General features: G+C 61.5%; 17 protein-coding genes. 6 read left to right on the plus strand and 11 right to left on the minus strand.

Going from position 1 to position 16,861, the window contains the following annotated elements; all coding sequences use genetic code 11:
• The first annotated feature begins 6 nt into the window (after positions 1 to 6).
• On the plus strand, positions 7 to 1,266 hold the full coding sequence (locus N2601_RS19220; RefSeq protein WP_104821729.1) for an RNA polymerase sigma factor: 1,260 nt from the start codon (positions 7 to 9) through the stop codon (positions 1,264 to 1,266).
• A gap of 203 nt (positions 1,267 to 1,469) precedes the next feature.
• Positions 1,470 to 1,910, plus strand: coding sequence for a hypothetical protein (locus tag N2601_RS19225; protein ID WP_104821730.1), 441 nt, complete (start codon positions 1,470 to 1,472; stop codon positions 1,908 to 1,910).
• 108 nt (positions 1,911 to 2,018) lie between these two features.
• Here the strand turns inward: N2601_RS19225 and N2601_RS19230 are convergent, their stop codons facing one another.
• On the minus strand, positions 2,019 to 2,513 hold the full coding sequence (locus N2601_RS19230) for a TetR/AcrR family transcriptional regulator (RefSeq protein WP_245463919.1): 495 nt from the start codon (positions 2,511 to 2,513) through the stop codon (positions 2,019 to 2,021).
• 246 nt (positions 2,514 to 2,759) lie between these two features.
• Between N2601_RS19230 and N2601_RS19235 the strand changes: the two genes are divergently transcribed.
• Positions 2,760 to 3,509: an SDR family oxidoreductase gene (locus tag N2601_RS19235; RefSeq protein ID WP_104821731.1), complete on the plus strand. Its 750-nt coding sequence runs from the start codon at positions 2,760 to 2,762 to the stop codon at positions 3,507 to 3,509.
• A gap of 98 nt (positions 3,510 to 3,607) precedes the next feature.
• On the opposite strand, the gene guaA is transcribed toward N2601_RS19235, so the two are convergent.
• From guaA to N2601_RS19250, 3 genes are all read right to left on the minus strand, one after another.
• Positions 3,608 to 5,170, minus strand: coding sequence for a glutamine-hydrolyzing GMP synthase (gene guaA / locus N2601_RS19240; RefSeq protein ID WP_104821732.1), 1,563 nt, complete (start codon positions 5,168 to 5,170; stop codon positions 3,608 to 3,610).
• Between the two features lie 94 nt (positions 5,171 to 5,264).
• A complete protein-coding gene (locus N2601_RS19245; protein ID WP_104821733.1) occupies positions 5,265 to 5,906 on the minus strand; it encodes a 5'-methylthioadenosine/S-adenosylhomocysteine nucleosidase in 642 nt (213 codons plus the stop codon).
• The gene (locus tag N2601_RS19250) at positions 5,903 to 6,349 is read right to left on the minus strand and encodes a PaaI family thioesterase (RefSeq protein WP_104821734.1); all 447 of its coding nucleotides are present in this window, start codon (positions 6,347 to 6,349) and stop codon (positions 5,903 to 5,905) included. Before N2601_RS19250 ends, N2601_RS19245 begins: the two co-directional genes overlap by 4 nt.
• A 158-nt stretch (positions 6,350 to 6,507) precedes the next feature.
• Here N2601_RS19250 and N2601_RS19255 point away from each other — a divergent pair, with 158 nt between their 5' ends.
• Positions 6,508 to 7,584 (plus strand): DUF2252 domain-containing protein, encoded by a 1,077-nt coding sequence (locus tag N2601_RS19255; protein WP_260303293.1) that lies wholly within the window; start codon positions 6,508 to 6,510, stop codon positions 7,582 to 7,584.
• 14 nt (positions 7,585 to 7,598) lie between these two features.
• On the opposite strand, the gene N2601_RS19260 is transcribed toward N2601_RS19255, so the two are convergent.
• Entirely contained in the window at positions 7,599 to 8,402 is an 804-nt protein-coding gene (locus N2601_RS19260; RefSeq protein ID WP_260303990.1) for an alpha/beta fold hydrolase, read from the minus strand.
• A gap of 328 nt (positions 8,403 to 8,730) precedes the next feature.
• Here N2601_RS19260 and N2601_RS19265 point away from each other — a divergent pair, with 328 nt between their 5' ends.
• Positions 8,731 to 9,408: a GntR family transcriptional regulator gene (locus N2601_RS19265; protein WP_260303295.1), complete on the plus strand. Its 678-nt coding sequence runs from the start codon at positions 8,731 to 8,733 to the stop codon at positions 9,406 to 9,408.
• A 6-nt stretch (positions 9,409 to 9,414) separates the two neighbouring features.
• On the opposite strand, the gene N2601_RS19270 is transcribed toward N2601_RS19265, so the two are convergent.
• The 6 genes from N2601_RS19270 to N2601_RS19295 all read right to left on the minus strand — a co-directional run bounded on the left by N2601_RS19270 (position 9,415) and on the right by N2601_RS19295 (position 16,563).
• On the minus strand, positions 9,415 to 10,500 hold the full coding sequence (locus N2601_RS19270; protein WP_260303296.1) for a DUF1513 domain-containing protein: 1,086 nt from the start codon (positions 10,498 to 10,500) through the stop codon (positions 9,415 to 9,417).
• A 5-nt stretch (positions 10,501 to 10,505) separates the two neighbouring features.
• Positions 10,506 to 11,615 carry an imelysin family protein gene (locus N2601_RS19275; protein WP_260303298.1) on the minus strand — a complete coding sequence of 370 codons (1,110 nt, stop codon included), beginning with the start codon at positions 11,613 to 11,615 and terminating at the stop codon, positions 10,506 to 10,508.
• Positions 11,615 to 13,174 carry a di-heme oxidoreductase family protein gene (locus N2601_RS19280; RefSeq protein ID WP_260303299.1) on the minus strand — a complete coding sequence of 520 codons (1,560 nt, stop codon included), beginning with the start codon at positions 13,172 to 13,174 and terminating at the stop codon, positions 11,615 to 11,617. The genes N2601_RS19275 and N2601_RS19280 overlap by 1 nt, the downstream gene beginning before the upstream one ends.
• A gap of 45 nt (positions 13,175 to 13,219) precedes the next feature.
• A complete protein-coding gene (locus N2601_RS19285; RefSeq protein ID WP_260303300.1) occupies positions 13,220 to 14,506 on the minus strand; it encodes an imelysin family protein in 1,287 nt (428 codons plus the stop codon).
• A gap of 224 nt (positions 14,507 to 14,730) precedes the next feature.
• On the minus strand, positions 14,731 to 16,020 hold the full coding sequence (locus tag N2601_RS19290; RefSeq protein WP_260303301.1) for an RsmB/NOP family class I SAM-dependent RNA methyltransferase: 1,290 nt from the start codon (positions 16,018 to 16,020) through the stop codon (positions 14,731 to 14,733).
• A 213-nt stretch (positions 16,021 to 16,233) separates the two neighbouring features.
• Entirely contained in the window at positions 16,234 to 16,563 is a 330-nt protein-coding gene (locus N2601_RS19295) for a septal ring lytic transglycosylase RlpA family protein (RefSeq protein ID WP_245463961.1), read from the minus strand.
• Between N2601_RS19295 and N2601_RS19300 the strand changes: the two genes are divergently transcribed.
• On the plus strand, positions 16,457 to 16,690 hold the full coding sequence (locus N2601_RS19300; protein WP_245464004.1) for a hypothetical protein: 234 nt from the start codon (positions 16,457 to 16,459) through the stop codon (positions 16,688 to 16,690). The genes N2601_RS19295 and N2601_RS19300 overlap by 107 nt on opposite strands.
• Positions 16,691 to 16,861: the final 171 nt, after the last annotated feature.

Here is a 16,861-nt window from a genome sequence, read left to right on the forward strand (position 1 = left end):
ACTATCATGTCGCAAGGAGATGACCGGTCCGCCATCAAAGCTGCCGAAGCGATGGCGCGTCGAAGCTATGGCAAACTGGTCGCCATCCTTGCGGCCCGCACACGCGATGTGGCCGGCGCCGAAGACGCCCTGTCGGAGGCCTTTGCGTCTGCCTTGGCCGATTGGCCGGCCAATGGCGCGCCGCTAAACCCCGAGGCTTGGCTGCTTGCCGTTGCCCGGCGCAAGATGATCGACGCCGTCAGGCGCAGACGAGTAAGCGCCGTTGCCTCCGAGCATCTGAAGCTCATGGCGGAAGAGTTGGAGGCAACGGCGAGCCTCGCACCAGACATTCCAGACGAGCGTCTGGCTTTGATGTTCGCCTGCGCGCATCCGGCAATAGAGTCTGGAGTGAGAGCGCCGTTGATCCTGCAGACGATCCTTGGGTTTGACGCCCAGACAATCGGTTCCGCCTTCCTGGTCTCGCCGGCGGCAATGGGCCAACGGCTGGCGCGGGCCAAGAACAAGATCCGTCGCGCCAGGATTCCCTTGCGTGTGCCCGACAGGGCAGACATGCGCGCACGCCTGGCGGCGGTCCTGGAAGCGGTCTATGCGGCCTATACGGAAGGCTGGAGCGACCCGGCCGGCACCGATGCGAGCCTGCGCAACCTCGCGGAGGAGGCGATTTGGCTTGGCCGGCTGATCGTCGCGCTCTTACCGAAGGAGGCTGAAGCGCTCGGCCTGCTTGCACTGATGCTCTATTCGCATGCTCGGCGTGGCGCCCGGCGCAGTCCGGCCGGCGAATTCGTGCCGCTGGCCGATCAGGATCCCGCTCTATGGGACGAAGCGTTGATCGACGAAGCTGAAGATCTGCTTATTCGCGCCAGTACGCTTGACGCCTTCGACCGCTATCAATTGGAAGCGGCAATCCAATCGGCGCATGTCGTGCGACGCCGCACAGGCGCGACCGATTGGGTGGCTATCGAGCGCCTCTACGATGGCCTTTGCGCAATTACCGGCTCGCCGGTGGCGGCAATTAATCGCGCGATCGCCGTGGCGCAGACGCGCGGGCCTGCGGCAGGGCTGGCGGCGCTGCCGATACTGGCCCCTGGCAGCCGGCTGGTCGAATATCAGCCATATTGGGCAGCGCGCGCCGAACTCCATGCGAGAACGGGGGAAATGGCAGCGGCCCGCGAAGCCTATGACCAAGCGATTGCGTTGGAAATAGATCCTGTCGTCCGCCGCTTTTTGCAAAGGCGGCAGACCGAAAGCCTAACGCCGCCGCGCTGAGCTTGGTGTTCCGCTCGGACCGGTCGAGCTCGCCTTCTTGGCTGGAAGGTGTAACCCCTCATTCTCGCGCGATTATTTTGATATGTTACTATTATGGCTTGGAACTAATGACGCGCGAGACTGTTCAGTTATAACTTTGATACGACGCTAACGTCGTGCCCGGCCGGCTGGGGTAAGCGGCGCTTTTTCAGGAGTCTCTCATCATGAAGATTTCGTCCGGATTTCGTTCAGTCGCGGTTGCCGTCATCGCCGCCGCGGGAATCAGCTTTGCCAGTGCCGCGCATGCCGACAGCGGCACGATCCGCTTCGCCGTCTACAAGGCAGCCTTCTTCGTCGGTGGCTCCGGCGGCGAGGGCACGCTGACCTTCCACGGCCGGCGCTACCCCATCACGATCGGCGGCATCTCGGGCGGCCTCGCCTTCGGTGCCTCCAAGACGTATTTCAGTGGTACCGTGCGCCACATTCGCCGCGCTCGAGATGTGTCGGGAGTGTACGGCGCAGTGGGCGGCGGCGGCGCGGTCGTCAAAGGAGCCCAGGTGATCGTCATGACCAATGACAAGGGCGCTCAGCTCGAACTCACAGGCAGGCAGGTAGGCCTGCAAATCAATGCCGATATCAGCGGTCTGAGCATCACGGTGAAGTAAGGGGCTGTTGCTCCGTTCGTCATCTCCCCGGAGAGGCCCGATTTGCTGAGTTTGGCGATCGGGCACTTCCGGAAAAGTGCATTCAGGAAGTGGCTTTCGCCACTTGTGCTATGCCGCAGTGCTGCTCGCGACGAGATAAGAGTGAAACATTATCGTTAGCTGTTTTTCGGCCTCGCTTCCCACAGCCGGGGGCATGACCCGTTTGCAGAATGCCGGGACCGTTCCGTAAATCACTGCCGTCATTGTTTGGGCGATCACGTGCGGATCGGCGAAACGGCCGTCGCTGGCGGTGGACAGCATCGCCTCGATCGCCCTTTCACTCCGCCGGGACGCCGATTCGATCAGCTCGCGCGCATCAAGCTCCGTAGCGATGAGGTAGAGGGCGGGCGCGACCTCGGTTTGCGCCATCCTTGCGTCAAGATAGGCCTTCACCACCGCCCGAGCTATTGTCTCCACCGGAGCGTACAGGTTTTCGTCGCTCGCTTTCTCCACAGCCTCGGCCAGCAACGCGAGATGCCGCTCCAGCACAGCGAAAAGCAAGGCCTGCTTATGCGGGAAATATTGGTACAGCGTTCCGACCGAAACGCCGGCACGACGCGCCACGCGTCGTGTTCAGGCGGATCGGCCCATCGCTCAGCAAAACCTGAATGGTCGCCTCGAAAATAGCGTTCACGGTGACGATGGATCGGACCTGACGCGGTAGTTTCCGGCGGTTTAGCGGTGACGGAGCAGCGTTTTCCATATGCGAATCCAAAAACTGAATAATGCTTCATATATTACAGCCGTCGCCGATGCTCTAGCCCCGTGTGGTTGCCGGTGACGCCTTAGGAAGCGAATTAGGAGACGAATATGGGTAAATTGGACGGTAAGATCGCTGTCATCACTGGCGGTAACTCAGGAATGGGACTGGCGACGGCCAAGCTGTTCGCACGCGAAGGCGCAAAGGTGGTCATCACCGGCCGCGATCAAGCGGCGCTCGACGCTGCCGTGCAAAGCATCGGAAATGGCGCCGACGCGGTCCGCAGTGATATTTCCAGGATGTCGGACATCGAAGCGCTTCGCGAATATGTCGAGAGAAAGCATGGCCGCGTCGACATTATTTTCGCGAACGCCGGGGGCGCGCGACCGAACATGTTTGAATACACGTCCGAAGAAGAATTCGATTTCACGGTCGCTAACACGTTCAAAGGGACGTATTTTACGGTGCAGAAGCTCCTGCCGCTGATGGGTTCCGGCGGCTCGATAATCCTAAACACCTCGACCCTGAGCAGACAAGGCCGCCCCTATGTCAGCGTCTATTCGGCGGGGAAAGCAGCCATCCGCTCGCTGGCACGGTCGCTCACCGCGGAGCTGACCGACAAGGGCATACGGGTAAATGCCCTGGCGCCTGGCTACATCGATACGGACCAAGCACGTAAAGCCGGAGTGAGCGAGGAGATGATCGAACAGACGAAGACCCAGGTGCACGCCCAAATTCCAATGCACCGCAGCGGCACCGTTGATGAGATCGCCAAGGCCGTCCTGTTCCTCGCCTCCGATGACTCGGCTTACATCACAGGCAGCGAACTCTGCGTCGATGGTGGCTGGGCTCAGATCTGAGTGTCCCGGCGGCGCGGAGGGGGAGATACAGCGAGTGACTGCAAAAGTTCGGCAGCGAATATCGCTGCCGAAACTACGCTATGGCCGCAGCTTGCCCCTCATTCCCACTCGATCGTGCCGGGCGGCTTCGACGTTACGTCGTAGACCACGCGGTTGATGCCACGGACCTCGTTGATGATGCGGGTCGCGGCGCGGCCGAGGAATTCCATGTCATAATGGTAGAAATCGGCCGTCATGCCGTCGACGGAGGTGACGGCGCGGAGCGCACAGACGAATTCGTAGGTGCGGCCGTCGCCCATGACGCCGACGGTCTGGACCGGCAGCAGCACGGCGAAGGCCTGCCAGATGGCGTCGTAGAGGCCAGCCTTGCGGATTTCGTCGAGATAGATGGCGTCTGCCTCGCGCAGGATCTCCAGCTTCTCGCGGGTGATCCCGCCCGGGCAGCGAATGGCGAGGCCGGGGCCGGGGAAGGGGTGGCGGCCGATGAAGCTGTCGGGCAGGCCGAGCTCCTTGCCGAGCACGCGCACTTCGTCCTTGAAGAGTTCGCGCAGCGGCTCCACGAGCTGCATCTTCATGCGCTCCGGCAAGCCGCCGACATTGTGATGCGACTTGATGGTGACCGAGGGGCCGCCGGTGAAGGAAACGCTCTCGATGACATCCGGATAGAGCGTGCCCTGGCCGAGGAAATCGGCGCCGCCGAGCTTCTTCGCTTCCTCTTCGAAGGTCTCGATGAAGAGCCGGCCGATGATCTTGCGCTTGGTCTCGGGGTCGCTGACGCCCTCCAGCTCGCCAATGAAGCGGTCGGAGGCGTCGACATGCAGCAGATGCAGATTGTAGTGCTCGCGGAACATGGCGACGACATTGGCCGCCTCGTCTTTGCGCATCAGGCCGTGGTCGACGAGGATGCAGGTGAGCTGGTCGCCGACTGCCTCATGGATCAGCAGCGCGGCAACGGAAGAGTCGACGCCGCCGGACAGTGCGCAGATGACGCGCTTGTCGCCGACCTGATCGCGGATCGCCTGCACCGCCTTGGCACGATAGGCCGACATCGACCAATCGCCCTTGATGCCTGCGATATTGTGGATGAAGTTGCCGATCAGCTTGGCGCCGTCAGGCGTATGCACCACTTCCGGATGGAACTGCACGCCGTAATATCTGCGCTTCTCGTCGGCGATGAAGGCGTAAGGCGCGTTCGAGGAAGTGGCGACGACTTCAAAGCCCTCGGGCAGCGCGGTGACGCGGTCGCCATGACTCATCCACACTTGATGGCGCGAACCGTGCGACCACAGCCCTTCGAAGAGGGCACAATCCTTGTCGACGTCCAGGAAGGCGCGGCCGAATTCGCGATGGTGGCCGCTTTCCACCTTGCCGCCGAGCTGCATGCACATGGTCTGCTGGCCATAGCAGATGCCAAAGACCGGCAAGCCGCTGTCGAAGATGATCTGCGGCGCCCGCGGCGAGCCTTCATCCACGGTCGAGGCCGGGCTGCCGGACAGGATCACGGCCTTCGGCTGCAGCCGCTTGAAGCCGGCTTCGGCGGATTGGAAGGGGACGATCTCGCAATAGACGCCCGCTTCGCGCACGCGCCGTGCGATGAGCTGCGTCACCTGGCTGCCAAAATCGACGATGAGAACGGTGTCTGGATGTGCTGTCTGGGTCATGGCGAGCCTTTAATGAAAAGCGCTTTCCCTGGCAATCCGGCAAATCGCGCGAGGGCCGATTTTATTGTCCCGATTGTATCAGCCGCCGCGCCGTTCAGAACCAGAAAACGCCGTCTTCCAGCGCAGTGAACAGTCCGTCGACGGCGTAGGAGAGCTTGCGGTCGATGACGTGCAGATATTCGGTCCAGCCGGAAATGTGCTGGAGCTCGACTAGGCCATCGGAAATACCGCGCAGTCCGATCAGCGGCCGGTCGTAGAGCTGGCAGACACGCAGTACGGAGAAGGTCTCCATATCCACCATGTCGGCGGCGATCCGGCCATAGGCATCGGCGCCGGAGATGACATTGCCGCCGGTCGAGAGGCTTGCTTCCGGAATGGCGGGAATGCGCAACGGCAGCTCGATCGTGGCGGGCAGGTCGAGGAACGGCGTGCGGCCTTTCTCAAAGCCGAGCGGCGAGGCGTCCATGTCGCGATAGGAAACGGAGGTGACCTGATAGACCTCCGTCTGCTCCAGCTTGGAGGAGCCGGCCGAACCTAACGAAACCACCATGTCCGGCAAATCGTCCTGCGCTTCGAGCTGAGCGAACGCTTTCGTCATGGCGATCGCCGCCTCGACTGGACCGACGCCGGTCATCAGCGGGTCGATGCGGGAGCGCAGGAAGGGGCCGTATTCCGCCTCCGCCGCCATGACGAACAGGATCGACTTTCCCGATACGCGTTTCAGTTCGAATTTCATCCGGTAATTCCCTCTCGGCCTCGGATGACCATCATCGTTCCGGTCATGGAGGCAATCAGCTTGGCAGGCCCGTCGCTGATGGCATAGGCTCGCCCATCGGCGACGATAATGGTGGAGCCGGGCTTGGTAACATCGCCGCGAAACAGAAACCGCTCGCCGCGTCCCGGGGACATCAGATTGATCTTGAATTCGATTGTAAGAATTGATGCTGTAGGATCGATGACGCTGTAAGCCGCAAATCCGCAGGCCGAATCCAGCGCGGCGGCAATGATGCCGGCGTGTAGAATACCGTGCTGCTGCGTCAGCTTGACGTCGAACGGCAACTCGATCTCGACCGTGCCATGCTCGACGCGCGTCAGCTCCGCGCCGATCGTCGTCATCGCCGCCTGTCGCTCGAAACTCGTTCGAATACGCGCCCGAAAGTCGCTGCTTTCCCCAGTCATCCCATTCCCTTTCGCGGGGTGCGAAATTGGCATGGCAGGAGGATTTGGACAAGGGCACTGCGGTGGAATTCGCCTCGCGGAAATAACGCGCGATCGACATTGTTTTCCCATGATGCTGGGTATTCGATACGCATCAACAGATTCGAGATGGAACCGAGATGACGACGATCCTGCAATCGACGAGAGCCTATGAGACCTGGATGCGGACGCAATTGGGGGACGATCTGGTCGATGCCGATCTCGACAAGAAGCACAAGAAAATGAAGAGCGGCGGTTTTGTCTTTCTGCGCGCCACCTATTGGCGCTGGGCCGAGACCATCTTCGACATCTGCCCCCATCTTGCGGGCGCGCCGCAGGTGCTGGCGATCGGCGATACGCATCTGGAGAATTTCGGCACCTGGCGCGACGAGGAGGGGCGGCTGGTCTGGGGCGCCAACGATTTCGATGATGCGGCGGTAATGCCCTATGCGCTGGACCTTGTGCGTTTGGCGACGAGTGCGATCCTTGCGCGAGGCGCCACCGCGCCGCCGCCGCGCGCCATCGCCGAGGCCATTTTGGGCGGCTATCGCCGTGGGTTGAAGACGCCGTCACCGGTCATCCTGGAGCGTGATTACAAGTGGCTGCGCAATGACGTCATCCTCTCGAATGGCGAGCGCAAGGCTTTCTGGGACAAATATCGCGATCTGCCGCCCTCCGCCAAACCGGTTCCTGCGCCTTACCTTGAAGTGCTGCGGCGATCGCTGCCAGATGAGCAGCTCCCTTTTGTCGCCAAGCCGCGCACGGCCGGCACCGGTAGCCTCGGCCGCCCGCGCTTTGTCGCCGATGTCGAATGGCGCGGCGGGCCGGTGATCCGCGAGGTCAAGGCGCTCGCCCAGTCCGCCTGGTCGCTCCGACACAATCCGTCCGACACGACGATCCACACGGGCGTCATTGCCGCCGGACGCGCCCGCTCTCCCGATCCGCACTATCAGGTGGTGGGCAAGCTGTTGGTCCGTCGGCTGTCGCCAAACAGCCGCAAGATCGAAGTCGAGGGCGATGCGCAGCTCCTGCTGTCGCCGGCGATGCTCGACCTGATGGGTTTCGAGATCGCCAACTGCCATGCCGATGACGCCTCCCGCATTCCAGGCATTCTAGCTGACCTCGACAGGAGGGAGGTGGACTGGCTGAGGAACTCCGCCAAGGCGGCTGCGGTCGCGATCGGCATGGAGCAGGCGGAGTTCGCGGCGAAGGGCTAAACCGGCAAAGCCGGTCAATGCCCGGCGGCTTCAAGGATCAGACGGGCGATCGTATCGGGGTGCGAGATCAGCGAGAGATGGCTGGCCTTCACTTCTATGGTCTTGGCGCCCATGCGCTTGGCCATGAAGCGTTCCAGATCCGGATTGATCGTCCTGTCTTCGGTGGAGACCGCATACCAGCTCGGCTTGCTGCGCCAGGCGGCCTGGGTGGTCTTCCCGGTCAGCAAGGCCTTTTGGAAGGGCTCCTGCACAGCATAAAGCACCTCTGCCTTGGCCTTGGGCAGGTCGCCGGCGAAATCCCGCAGGAAAGCTTCCTCTGTCAGTCGTCCTTCATCGCCGTCGAAGACAATGCCTGCCGATGCCGGAGGCGTCGGATATGTCTTGGCGAGCGCCGTATAATCTTCGCCTGCATCCGGTGCGCGGGCTGCGACATAGACCAGCGAAGAAACCTTCGGATGCACACCGGCTTCCGTCACGATCATGCCGGAGAAGGAATGGCCGACGAGGACTGTCGGGCCGTCCTGGCGATCGAGAACGCGCTGGACGGCCGCAACCGCCTCGGGAAGCGTCGTCAGTGGGTTCTGCACCGCCGTGCACTTCAGCCCCTTGGCCTGCAGCCGCGCGATGACTTCCGTCCAGCAGGAGCCGTCTGCGAAGAGCCCATGGGCAAGGACGACGTTGCGAGCCTTTGGCGGCGCCGGGAGCGCGGAACCCGAACTCGAGGCCGCGCTGCTGGCGGCCATGGCGCGCGTCGAAAGTAAGGAGGCGGCGGCGCCGGCAATGAGCGCGGTCGAGAAATTCCGTCTGGTCATCATCATCATCGTGATCCTTGTGGCTAGAGGATAAACGGGCACCAGAAAGCCGTCCGCGCCGGATGTTGGAGCGGTGAGCTTCTTGAAGGTTTCGTATTTCTGGGAGCGGCATTTGCCCGAACGGATCAAATGTGGCTCCGTCTTGCATTCCGGATGGGTATTCGAGGCTGCTTTATGCATGCAAGAGCGCTCTCGTTGATCGTTTTTGTATTCTAGATGGTGATATCTGTCAATAATTGGATGCGTAACAGTTGCGTGATGGAGGATTTGCATGCAAAAATGAGGCGCAGAGATGTTTTTGCATACAAGCAGTATGGACGCGGGAGAATGAGAAATGGCTGATAGATCGGATGACACTGAGGATCGCGAATTGTTGTCCGATCGTATCCGCAACGCGCTGGCGGATGAGATCGCGGCGGGTAAGCTGGAAGCGGGCGCTGCGATGGACGAGCAGCACCTTGCCGATCGCTTCGGCGCTTCGCGCACGCCGGTTCGCGAGGCATTAAGACAATTGGCGGCAAACGGCCTAGTCGAAGTGCGGGCGCGGCGGGGCGTCGTCGTCGCCCGTATGACGCCCGAGCGCATCATGGACATGTTCGAGACGGCAGCCGAAATCGAAGCCATGTGCGTCAGGCTCGCCACCTATCGCATGACGCCCCTGGAGCGTAGCCACCTGATCGAACTGCACGATGCATCCGAAGCTATTGTGAAAAAGGGCGATTTCGATGCCTATGATACCTTCAACCGCGCCTTCCACGAGGCGATCTATCAGGCGACCCACAATAGCTTCCTCGCCGAACAGGCAATCGCGATCCGCAATCGTCTAATGGCCTTCCGCCGCGCTCAATTGCAGCAAGAACAGCGCCTCGATCGATCCCGGGCGGAGCATGAAGCCATCATGCAGGCAATCGCAGAGGGTGACGGGGAAATGGCGTCGCGGCGCATGCGGGCGCATATGCTGAACGCGGCGACGGCGTTGCGGCGTTTCATTGAAGGCAACAAGCTAGTTTAGGCAGCGTCAGCCGCGGGTGATGCGCACGATATGCTGATCCCAGGCGACATCGCTGTGCTCGCCCAGGAAATCGCCGCGATAGGAGGAAACGGCAAAGCCATGCCGTGCCGGTGCGATGCCAGCGGCGTCGGCGATGCTTTCCACCTTCAGCACCCTGCCTGTCTTCGCATCGAGCGTCACCGACGTGCCTTCGACCGGCGAGGCGACGCCGACGAGGTTTTCGGCGCGATTGACGGCAATGGCGCCCACATAATTTCCAAGCGCCCGGGTCGTATCGTCGGGCAGGGTTACGAAGGTCAGGTCTTCGCCCTTGGAGAAATGGCCGATGAGCGGCGGCAGGTCGTTGCGATGGCCTTCATATTGGCAGGCGAACCAGATGCGGCCTTGCGCGTCGATATCGACATGGCGGGTGGAGACCTGGGCATATTGTGGCGGCAAGGCGTGCTTTTCGATCAGCCGGCCGGTTGCCGCGTCGATCAGCGTCAGCGACGGCTCCATATGATCGAGGTTGAGCTTGGTGCGGCCGAAATCCGGATGAGTCTCGATGCCGCCATTGGCAACGACTAACAGCGTCCCGTCGTCGGAAACTGTCATGTCATGCGGGCCGGTGCCGTAGGTTTCGTATTCGCCGATCCGCGCGAAGCGATTGCGGGCGTCGTAGATGCCGATCATGCCCCTGTTGTTGTCGAAGTCGTTTTCGCTGGCGTAGAGCAGCTTTCCATCAGGGGAAAACGTGCCGTGGCCATAGAAATGCCGGCCCTCGCGCGAGGTGATGACAATGGGCTCGCCCTTGTTCCAGGGATCGAAGATCATCGCATAGGTGCCGGGGCGGCGGGCGAAGGCGACGGTCTTGCCGGTTACCTTAGAAAAGGCCATGCCGTGGGCGCGGGCGGGCAGTGCCACCTGATCAAGGATCTGGCCGCGCTCGGTGACCGTCGCCACGGCGAAGGAACCGTCTGATGCGCGGATGCCGGAGGCATAGACTGCATCGGCCCGCTCCAGCGCCATCAAGGCACCGGGCTTGAGCGCCGCGAGGAAGGTCAGCCCCGCCGCCTTGACGAAAGCTCTGCGATCGATCAGGCCGCTGCGCATCGCGCTCAGTCTCCGTCTGCGAAGGAGAAGCCGGCCGAGAGCCCGATGGCGCCGCCATACTCATCGCTGAAGCTGGTGGCGAGGTCGCGGCTGACGGAGAGCAGCTTGTCGATCTTGGCGCGCTCCGCGTCGTTGCCGATGGCGGCCTCGATATCCGGATTGATTGTCGTCGCCGTCGTCGCAAGCTCGTTCAGGAGGCCGTCGATCTTGGCGGCGACGGCGGGTTTGTCTGATGGCAGCAAGCTTGCCATGTCGGCCTTTTCCCAGAGCGTCTTCAGACCCTCGATATTGCCTGATAACGAGTTCCAGGTATTGGCCGAGCGCCAGTAGATCGCCATCTTCGGCCGGGCCGCTGCCTGATCGCCCTTATAGAAGGTTTCCAACCGCTGGTCGCGGACATTGGCAGCTCCATGCACGAGGATGCCGAGCAGCGCCGTTACGGCTTCCTTGTTGTCCATGAAGTCGTTGCTGGTCTTGCCCGGAAACTTCCAGGATTTCTGCACGCCGTTCGGATCGTCCCATTCGTCGGCGATGTCCTTGGCCGTGTTTTCGATATTGCCGGCGACGGCCGCGCCATAGCGGCAGCGGAATCCTTGCTTTTCGGTGCTGAGAACGCTGGAGCCGTTGCCGTAGAGCACGTATTCCAGCGCCGTTAGGCTCATCAGTGCCACGCTCTTGCCGGCGACCGCCTCGACCGTGGTGTCGTGCTCGTCGGCCTTGGCGATCAGCGCCTGCACTTGTTTCAAGCCGACGCCCTTGCGGTCGGGATAAAAGAGGATGTGTTCGAAACGGTTCTTTTCGATGATCGGCCCGGTCTGCACGATCTCGATGCGCGACCAGCTTTTGATCGTATCGCCGAAGGCGGACTGCGCGTTGGCAAGGCTTGCGGCGGAAGGATCAGCGCAGAGCGCCTTCATCGCCGTGGTCAGCTTCGAGGCGCTGTCATGCATGGCGCGGTATCCGGGGCGGATGACATCGTCGACCGCCTTCTGCAGGACCGCTGGCACGGCTGCTTCGTTCAGCCCGGCGCCATTGGCCGTCGCGTCCTGGGCGCTTGCGGGCAGTGCCGCAAGGCTGAGGAGCAGGCTGGCCGCGAAAGGTTTCCAATGGCGCATCAAAGGGACTCCAGAAAATCGATGAGTGCTTGCCTGTCGTTCTGCGGCAGGTTTGCGAATGTATTGCGGGCCTTTTCCGCCTCTCCTCCATGCCAGAGGATGGCTTCGGTGAGCGTGCGGGCGCGGCCGTCATGCAGGTAGGCTTGCTGGCCGCTGACCGTTTGCGTCAGCCCTATACCCCAGAGAGGCGGCGTGCGCCAATCGCGTCCCGATGCCACACCGACCTGCTGGCCGTCCGAGAGCCTATCGCCCATGTCGTGCAGCAGGAAATCGGAATAGGGCCAGATGAGCTGAAAGGCCTGCGCGGCAGCCTTGCCGTCGCTTCCCTTGAGATCGTCGCGGGTGACGAATTTCGGCGTATGACAGGCAGCGCAGCCGGATTGATAGAAGATTTCCTTCCCATGCAGCACATCGGGAAAGCTCGCCTTGCGGCGCGCGGGCACGGCGAGGTTCTCGGAATAGAAGGTGACGAGATCGAGGATAGGCCCTGGTGCTTCCGTGTCGCCAAGACGCTTCTGCACGCCGGTCGGCATGGCAAGGCAGTGTGCTTCCTTGGCCGTGCAATCGCCGTGGGCGTTCGGCTGGTCGGGCGTGGAAATGCCGATATCGTTGAGGAATGCGTCGGCGACCTGATCGCGCACGGTGGCGTTCTGCGCCTTCCAGCCGAAGCGGCCGAGAGCGAGCTGGCCGGTGCGATGATCGCGGACCACGGCGGCGCGGCCGCGAATGCCGTCGCCATCCTTGTCGTCGGGGTCGGCATGGGCGAGGATATCGGCATCTGGAATGGCTTCGATCAGGCCAAGGCCGATCATCGGCGGCGCGACACGCGCCGAGACCGTCGTCGTCTGGCCGAGAGGACCGTAGGCCAGCGCGGTCACGGCATAATGGGGCTTGCGCAGCGAAATAGCTTCGCCACCTGCCAGCGTCACCGGCTCTTCCGCATAGGTGACAGCCACCTTGCCTTCGGCCGCGAGACCGGGAACGGCAAGGTCCTGCAACTGAGCGCCATAGGTCGAATCCGGAAAATTGAGCGCCTTGGAATCCTTGACGACCTGTTCTTCTTCCGGCGTGATCGCCGGCCGCGCCAGCCGCAGCACCATCGACGTGGCGGGGGCTCCCGCCGTCTCCGGCGGATGGCCACGACCGTCCCTGATATGACAGCTCTGGCAGGAACGGGCGTTGAACAATGGCCCCAGCCCATCAGTCGCCTGCGTCGAAGAGGGCGAGGAGACCCAGAGCTGGCGAAACAACGCGTTGCCGAGATGGAAATTCTCTTCGCGCTCCAGGCCCAGATTGGCGGAAGGCTGGGAAAAGATATTGCGGCTGACGGGGGCAATCGACGTCGTCGCGCCACTCTCCATCGCCTCATAGGGCTCGGCCTTGGAAAAATCCGCCGTCGGGCGGGTAACGTCCTGAACCCGTTTCAGCGTATCGGCCGACAGATCGGTGCGGACGCTTGGGAAATTCAGCGCATCGGCTGCCGCCAACGTCACTGCAAAAACCACAAAGCCCGCTGCGAGGGCGGGCAAGAATGCGCGGCTGACCGGAATGCGGATCATCTGGATCAGGGCGGCAGCATCGTCAGATACCGCCGCCCTCCTTTATTACTTCTTGAAGACGGCGTTAGGATTATCAAGGCTGTCCGAGCCTTCAAGCTTGATCGTGCCGAGATCGAGGTCGGCGACGACGCGCTGGATGCTCTTCGTCTGATCGAGCAGGCCGTCGATCGCTTTCTGAACGGTGGCGTTGCCGACCTTATTGCCCTCGGCGATCATCTGGTCGTACTTCTCGACGGTCTCTCCGCGATGAACCATGGCCTTCATGGCATCGAGCGTCGCGTTCAGCTTGCCTTCCATCTCCTTGTCCAGCGCCTTGTCCTTGGCGGCAACGAGATCGTGCAGCGACGGACCCTTCATCTTGGTGCCGTCGACGCGCGTGTAATTGCCGTTATAGGCGGCCGCAATGCCGATGGCGGCATTGTTGTGGGAGTTGTAGGTGTTGTCGGAGAAGCAATCGTGCTCCTGCTCCGGATCGTGCAGCAGCAGGCCGAGCTTCATGCGCTCGCCGGCGAGTTCGCCATAGGAGAGCGAGCCCATGCCGGTGAGGATGGCGGCGAGACCGGCCTTCGGATCGGCTTCGATATGCTTGGTGGCTTCGCCATCCGGCGCCCAGTCATTGGTCATCTCCTGCATGGCGGAGACGAGCAGGGTCGAGGCCGATTTCAGGTATTCGGCGCGGCGGTCGCAATTGCCGTGCGTGCAGTTCTTCAGGTCGTAGTCGGTGGCGGGACGTTCGCCGGCGCCCGGGCCGGTGCCGTGCAGATCCTGTCCCCAGAGCAGGAATTCGATGGCATGGTAGCCGGTCGCGACATTGGCTTCGACGCCGCCGGCCTGCTGCAGCGTACCGGAGAGGAATTCCGGCGTCAGATGCGAAGCGTCGACATCCTTGCCGTTGATCTTGATCGTCTTGTTGGCGATGACATTGGCGACATAAAGCGAATTCTCATCGCTCTCGGTACCGTAGGAGGCGTCGACATAGTCGATGAGGCCTTCGTCGAGCGGCCACGAATTCACCGCGCCTTCCCAATCGTCGACGATTGGATTGCCGAAGCGGTAGACTTCCGTCTGCTCGTAGGGAACGCGCGCCTTGATCCAGGCGGCCTGGGCGGCCTTCAGCGTCTTGTCGCTGGGATTGGCAAGCAATGCGTCGATCGCCTTGTCCAGCGTCTGCGCCGTGGTCAGCGCGTCCTGATACTTGGCATGCCCCACTTCGGCGTAATGCTTGATGATGGCGGCCGGCTCGGGTGCGGCTGCGAGCGCCGGAAGGGTGGACATGGCAGTCGAGGCGACGGCCAGCGCCAGGCCGGCGCCAAAATTGATTTTCAGTTTCATGATCCTCTCCTGTGACGGCGGGGGCGCCGTCAGAAACTTGGTAAATTGTCTCATGTATTAAAAACAAACTGGTGTCAAACACTCTAGTTTGGAATGATTTTAAAACGGGAAATTGATAGTTCCAGCATTGGCAAAGCAGCGCATTTGCCTGGAAAAAGCGGCAGATGTCGCGCCGTCTCGTTCCGCCGAACCAGCAAACGCGCCGCGAGCGGGATAAGCCTTGCCTATCCCTTCCGCCGCAGCCGGCAGAAGAAGAAGCCGTCGGTATCCGTCGATGCCGGCGTCAGGGTAATGGTCTTGCCATCGGAAGAGCGCGGCTTGGGCGCATCCTTTCCGAACAGCTTCTCCCAGGAGCTCAGCGCCTCGACCACTTCGAAGTCCGGATTGTTGGCTGCGAAGCGGTTGACCTGCGTTTCATTTTCTTCCGGCAGGACCGAACAGGTGACATAGAGCAACAGGCCGCCGGGGCGGACGAATTCGCCGGCCTGAGCCAGCGCTTCCTGCTGCTGGCTGGTGCGCTCGTCGAGGTTCTTCTGCGTCAGCCGCCACTTCGTATCGGGGCGGCGGCGCCAGGTGCCGGTACCGGTGCAGGGGGCATCGACCAGCACCTTGTCGAATTTGCCGCGCAAAGGGAGCAGGCCGTTTCTTTCGTCATGCACCTGAACATTGCGCGTGCCGGCGCGCTTCAATCGCTCGATAATCGGTGCCAGCCGCCGCCGATCGGAATCATAGGCATGGACCTGGCCCTTATTGTGCATCGCCGCCGACATGGCGAGCGTCTTGCCGCCGCCGCCGGCGCAATAGTCGAGCACCTGGTCGCCTTCTTCAGGCAGGACGAGATCGGCAACGATCTGCGAGCCTTCGTCCTGCACCTCGAACCAGCCTTTCTGGAAGGAAAGTTCGGCGGTGACATTCGGCAGGCGCGATGCGCCTTCGCCGGCGGGAATGCGGATACCGTAACGGGCGATCTTCGAGGCATGCGCTCCGGCGCGTTCCAGTGCCTTCACGGCCTTGTCGCGGCTGGCCTTCAGCGCATTGGCGCGCAGATCGAGCGTCGGCCGCTCGGCTAATGCCTGGGCCTCGGCAAGCCAGCTATCGCCGAAAGCCTGTTGGAAGGAATGCTCGACCCATTCCGGAATGTCGCCCTGGATATGGCGCGGCGCATCTTCGATCTTTCGGGCGGCAAAGGCTTCCAGCGCCTCGGCGCTGGGCGGCTCGGGTGCAAATTTGTCGCCTTCAAATTCGGCAGCCAGCATCTCGGGCGTCAAGCCCCATTGGCGAAAGAGCACGGCATGGGCAAGCGCGGAGGGACTGTCGTCGCCCATCAGCCAGGCATGAGACAGCCGCATGCGCAGAGCATCGTAGACGATGTTGCCGATTGCGGCGCGGTCGCCGGAGCCGGCGAAGCGATGGGCCAGTCCCCAATCCTTCAGGGCGTCGGCCACTGGTCGCTTGCGCGCTTCGATATCGGCAAGAACTTCGATGGCCCCCTGCAGCCGGCCGCCCAGACGCATTCACTATTCTCCTGCTTGCGCATGGCTCCGAAATCACCTGGATCACCGGAAAGGCTCATGCACCACCAAAGTGTCACTGACACCTCATCAATCCGCACGAAATAAGCACGTGGCGGCAGATTATTGAGACGTCTCAACCGCGTGGTAGCCGCGATTGACGGAGAGAGCAAGCGTCAGGCCAAAACGCCGGGTCGTTCCCAGCGGATCTGCCGGTTATTTCGAGGCGACGACGTCGTAGCAAACACTCGCTGTGCCGGAGGCAACCATGCCGATATCCTGCGCTGCAGCACGAGAGAGATCGAGCACGCGTCCGCGAATGAAAGGTCCGCGATCGTTGATGCGAACGACGACGCTACGACCATTGTGGCGGTTGGTTACCTTCAGGCGAGTGCCAAAGGCAAGCGAGCGATGGGCGGCAGTAAAATGGGAGGAACTCATGCGTTCCCCGGAAGCAGTCTTGGAGCTTCCCCCGTACCATGATGCGCCCCCGCATCCCGTTGCTGCAAATGCGTCCGTCGAGAGGATAGCAAAAGCGGCGGATATAGTTGCGATGATCGCAACAGAACGATTGATTTTCTTCAAACCGATTTTCCCTCAAACAATTGAACTTGCGCCTGGTGAGCGGCGGGGGCTTAAATCGGGCGAAAAATGGCAAAAAAGTGCCTGCTAATATCACGGAATGTTACAGGCTGTAACATTTGTGATTTATGACGAGTGATATCGAGTATCGCTAAAACTAAGGTTTGATGGAAAAAACACAATAAATTCAGTTAAAAACCGAACGAATTTTCCCAAATCGATGCTGCAATGCAGAAGATCACGAAATTTGAAAAAATAATTT

The sequence above is a fragment of the Rhizobium sp. CB3060 genome, from assembly GCF_025200735.1.
Classification (GTDB): Bacteria; Pseudomonadota; Alphaproteobacteria; order Rhizobiales; family Rhizobiaceae; genus Rhizobium.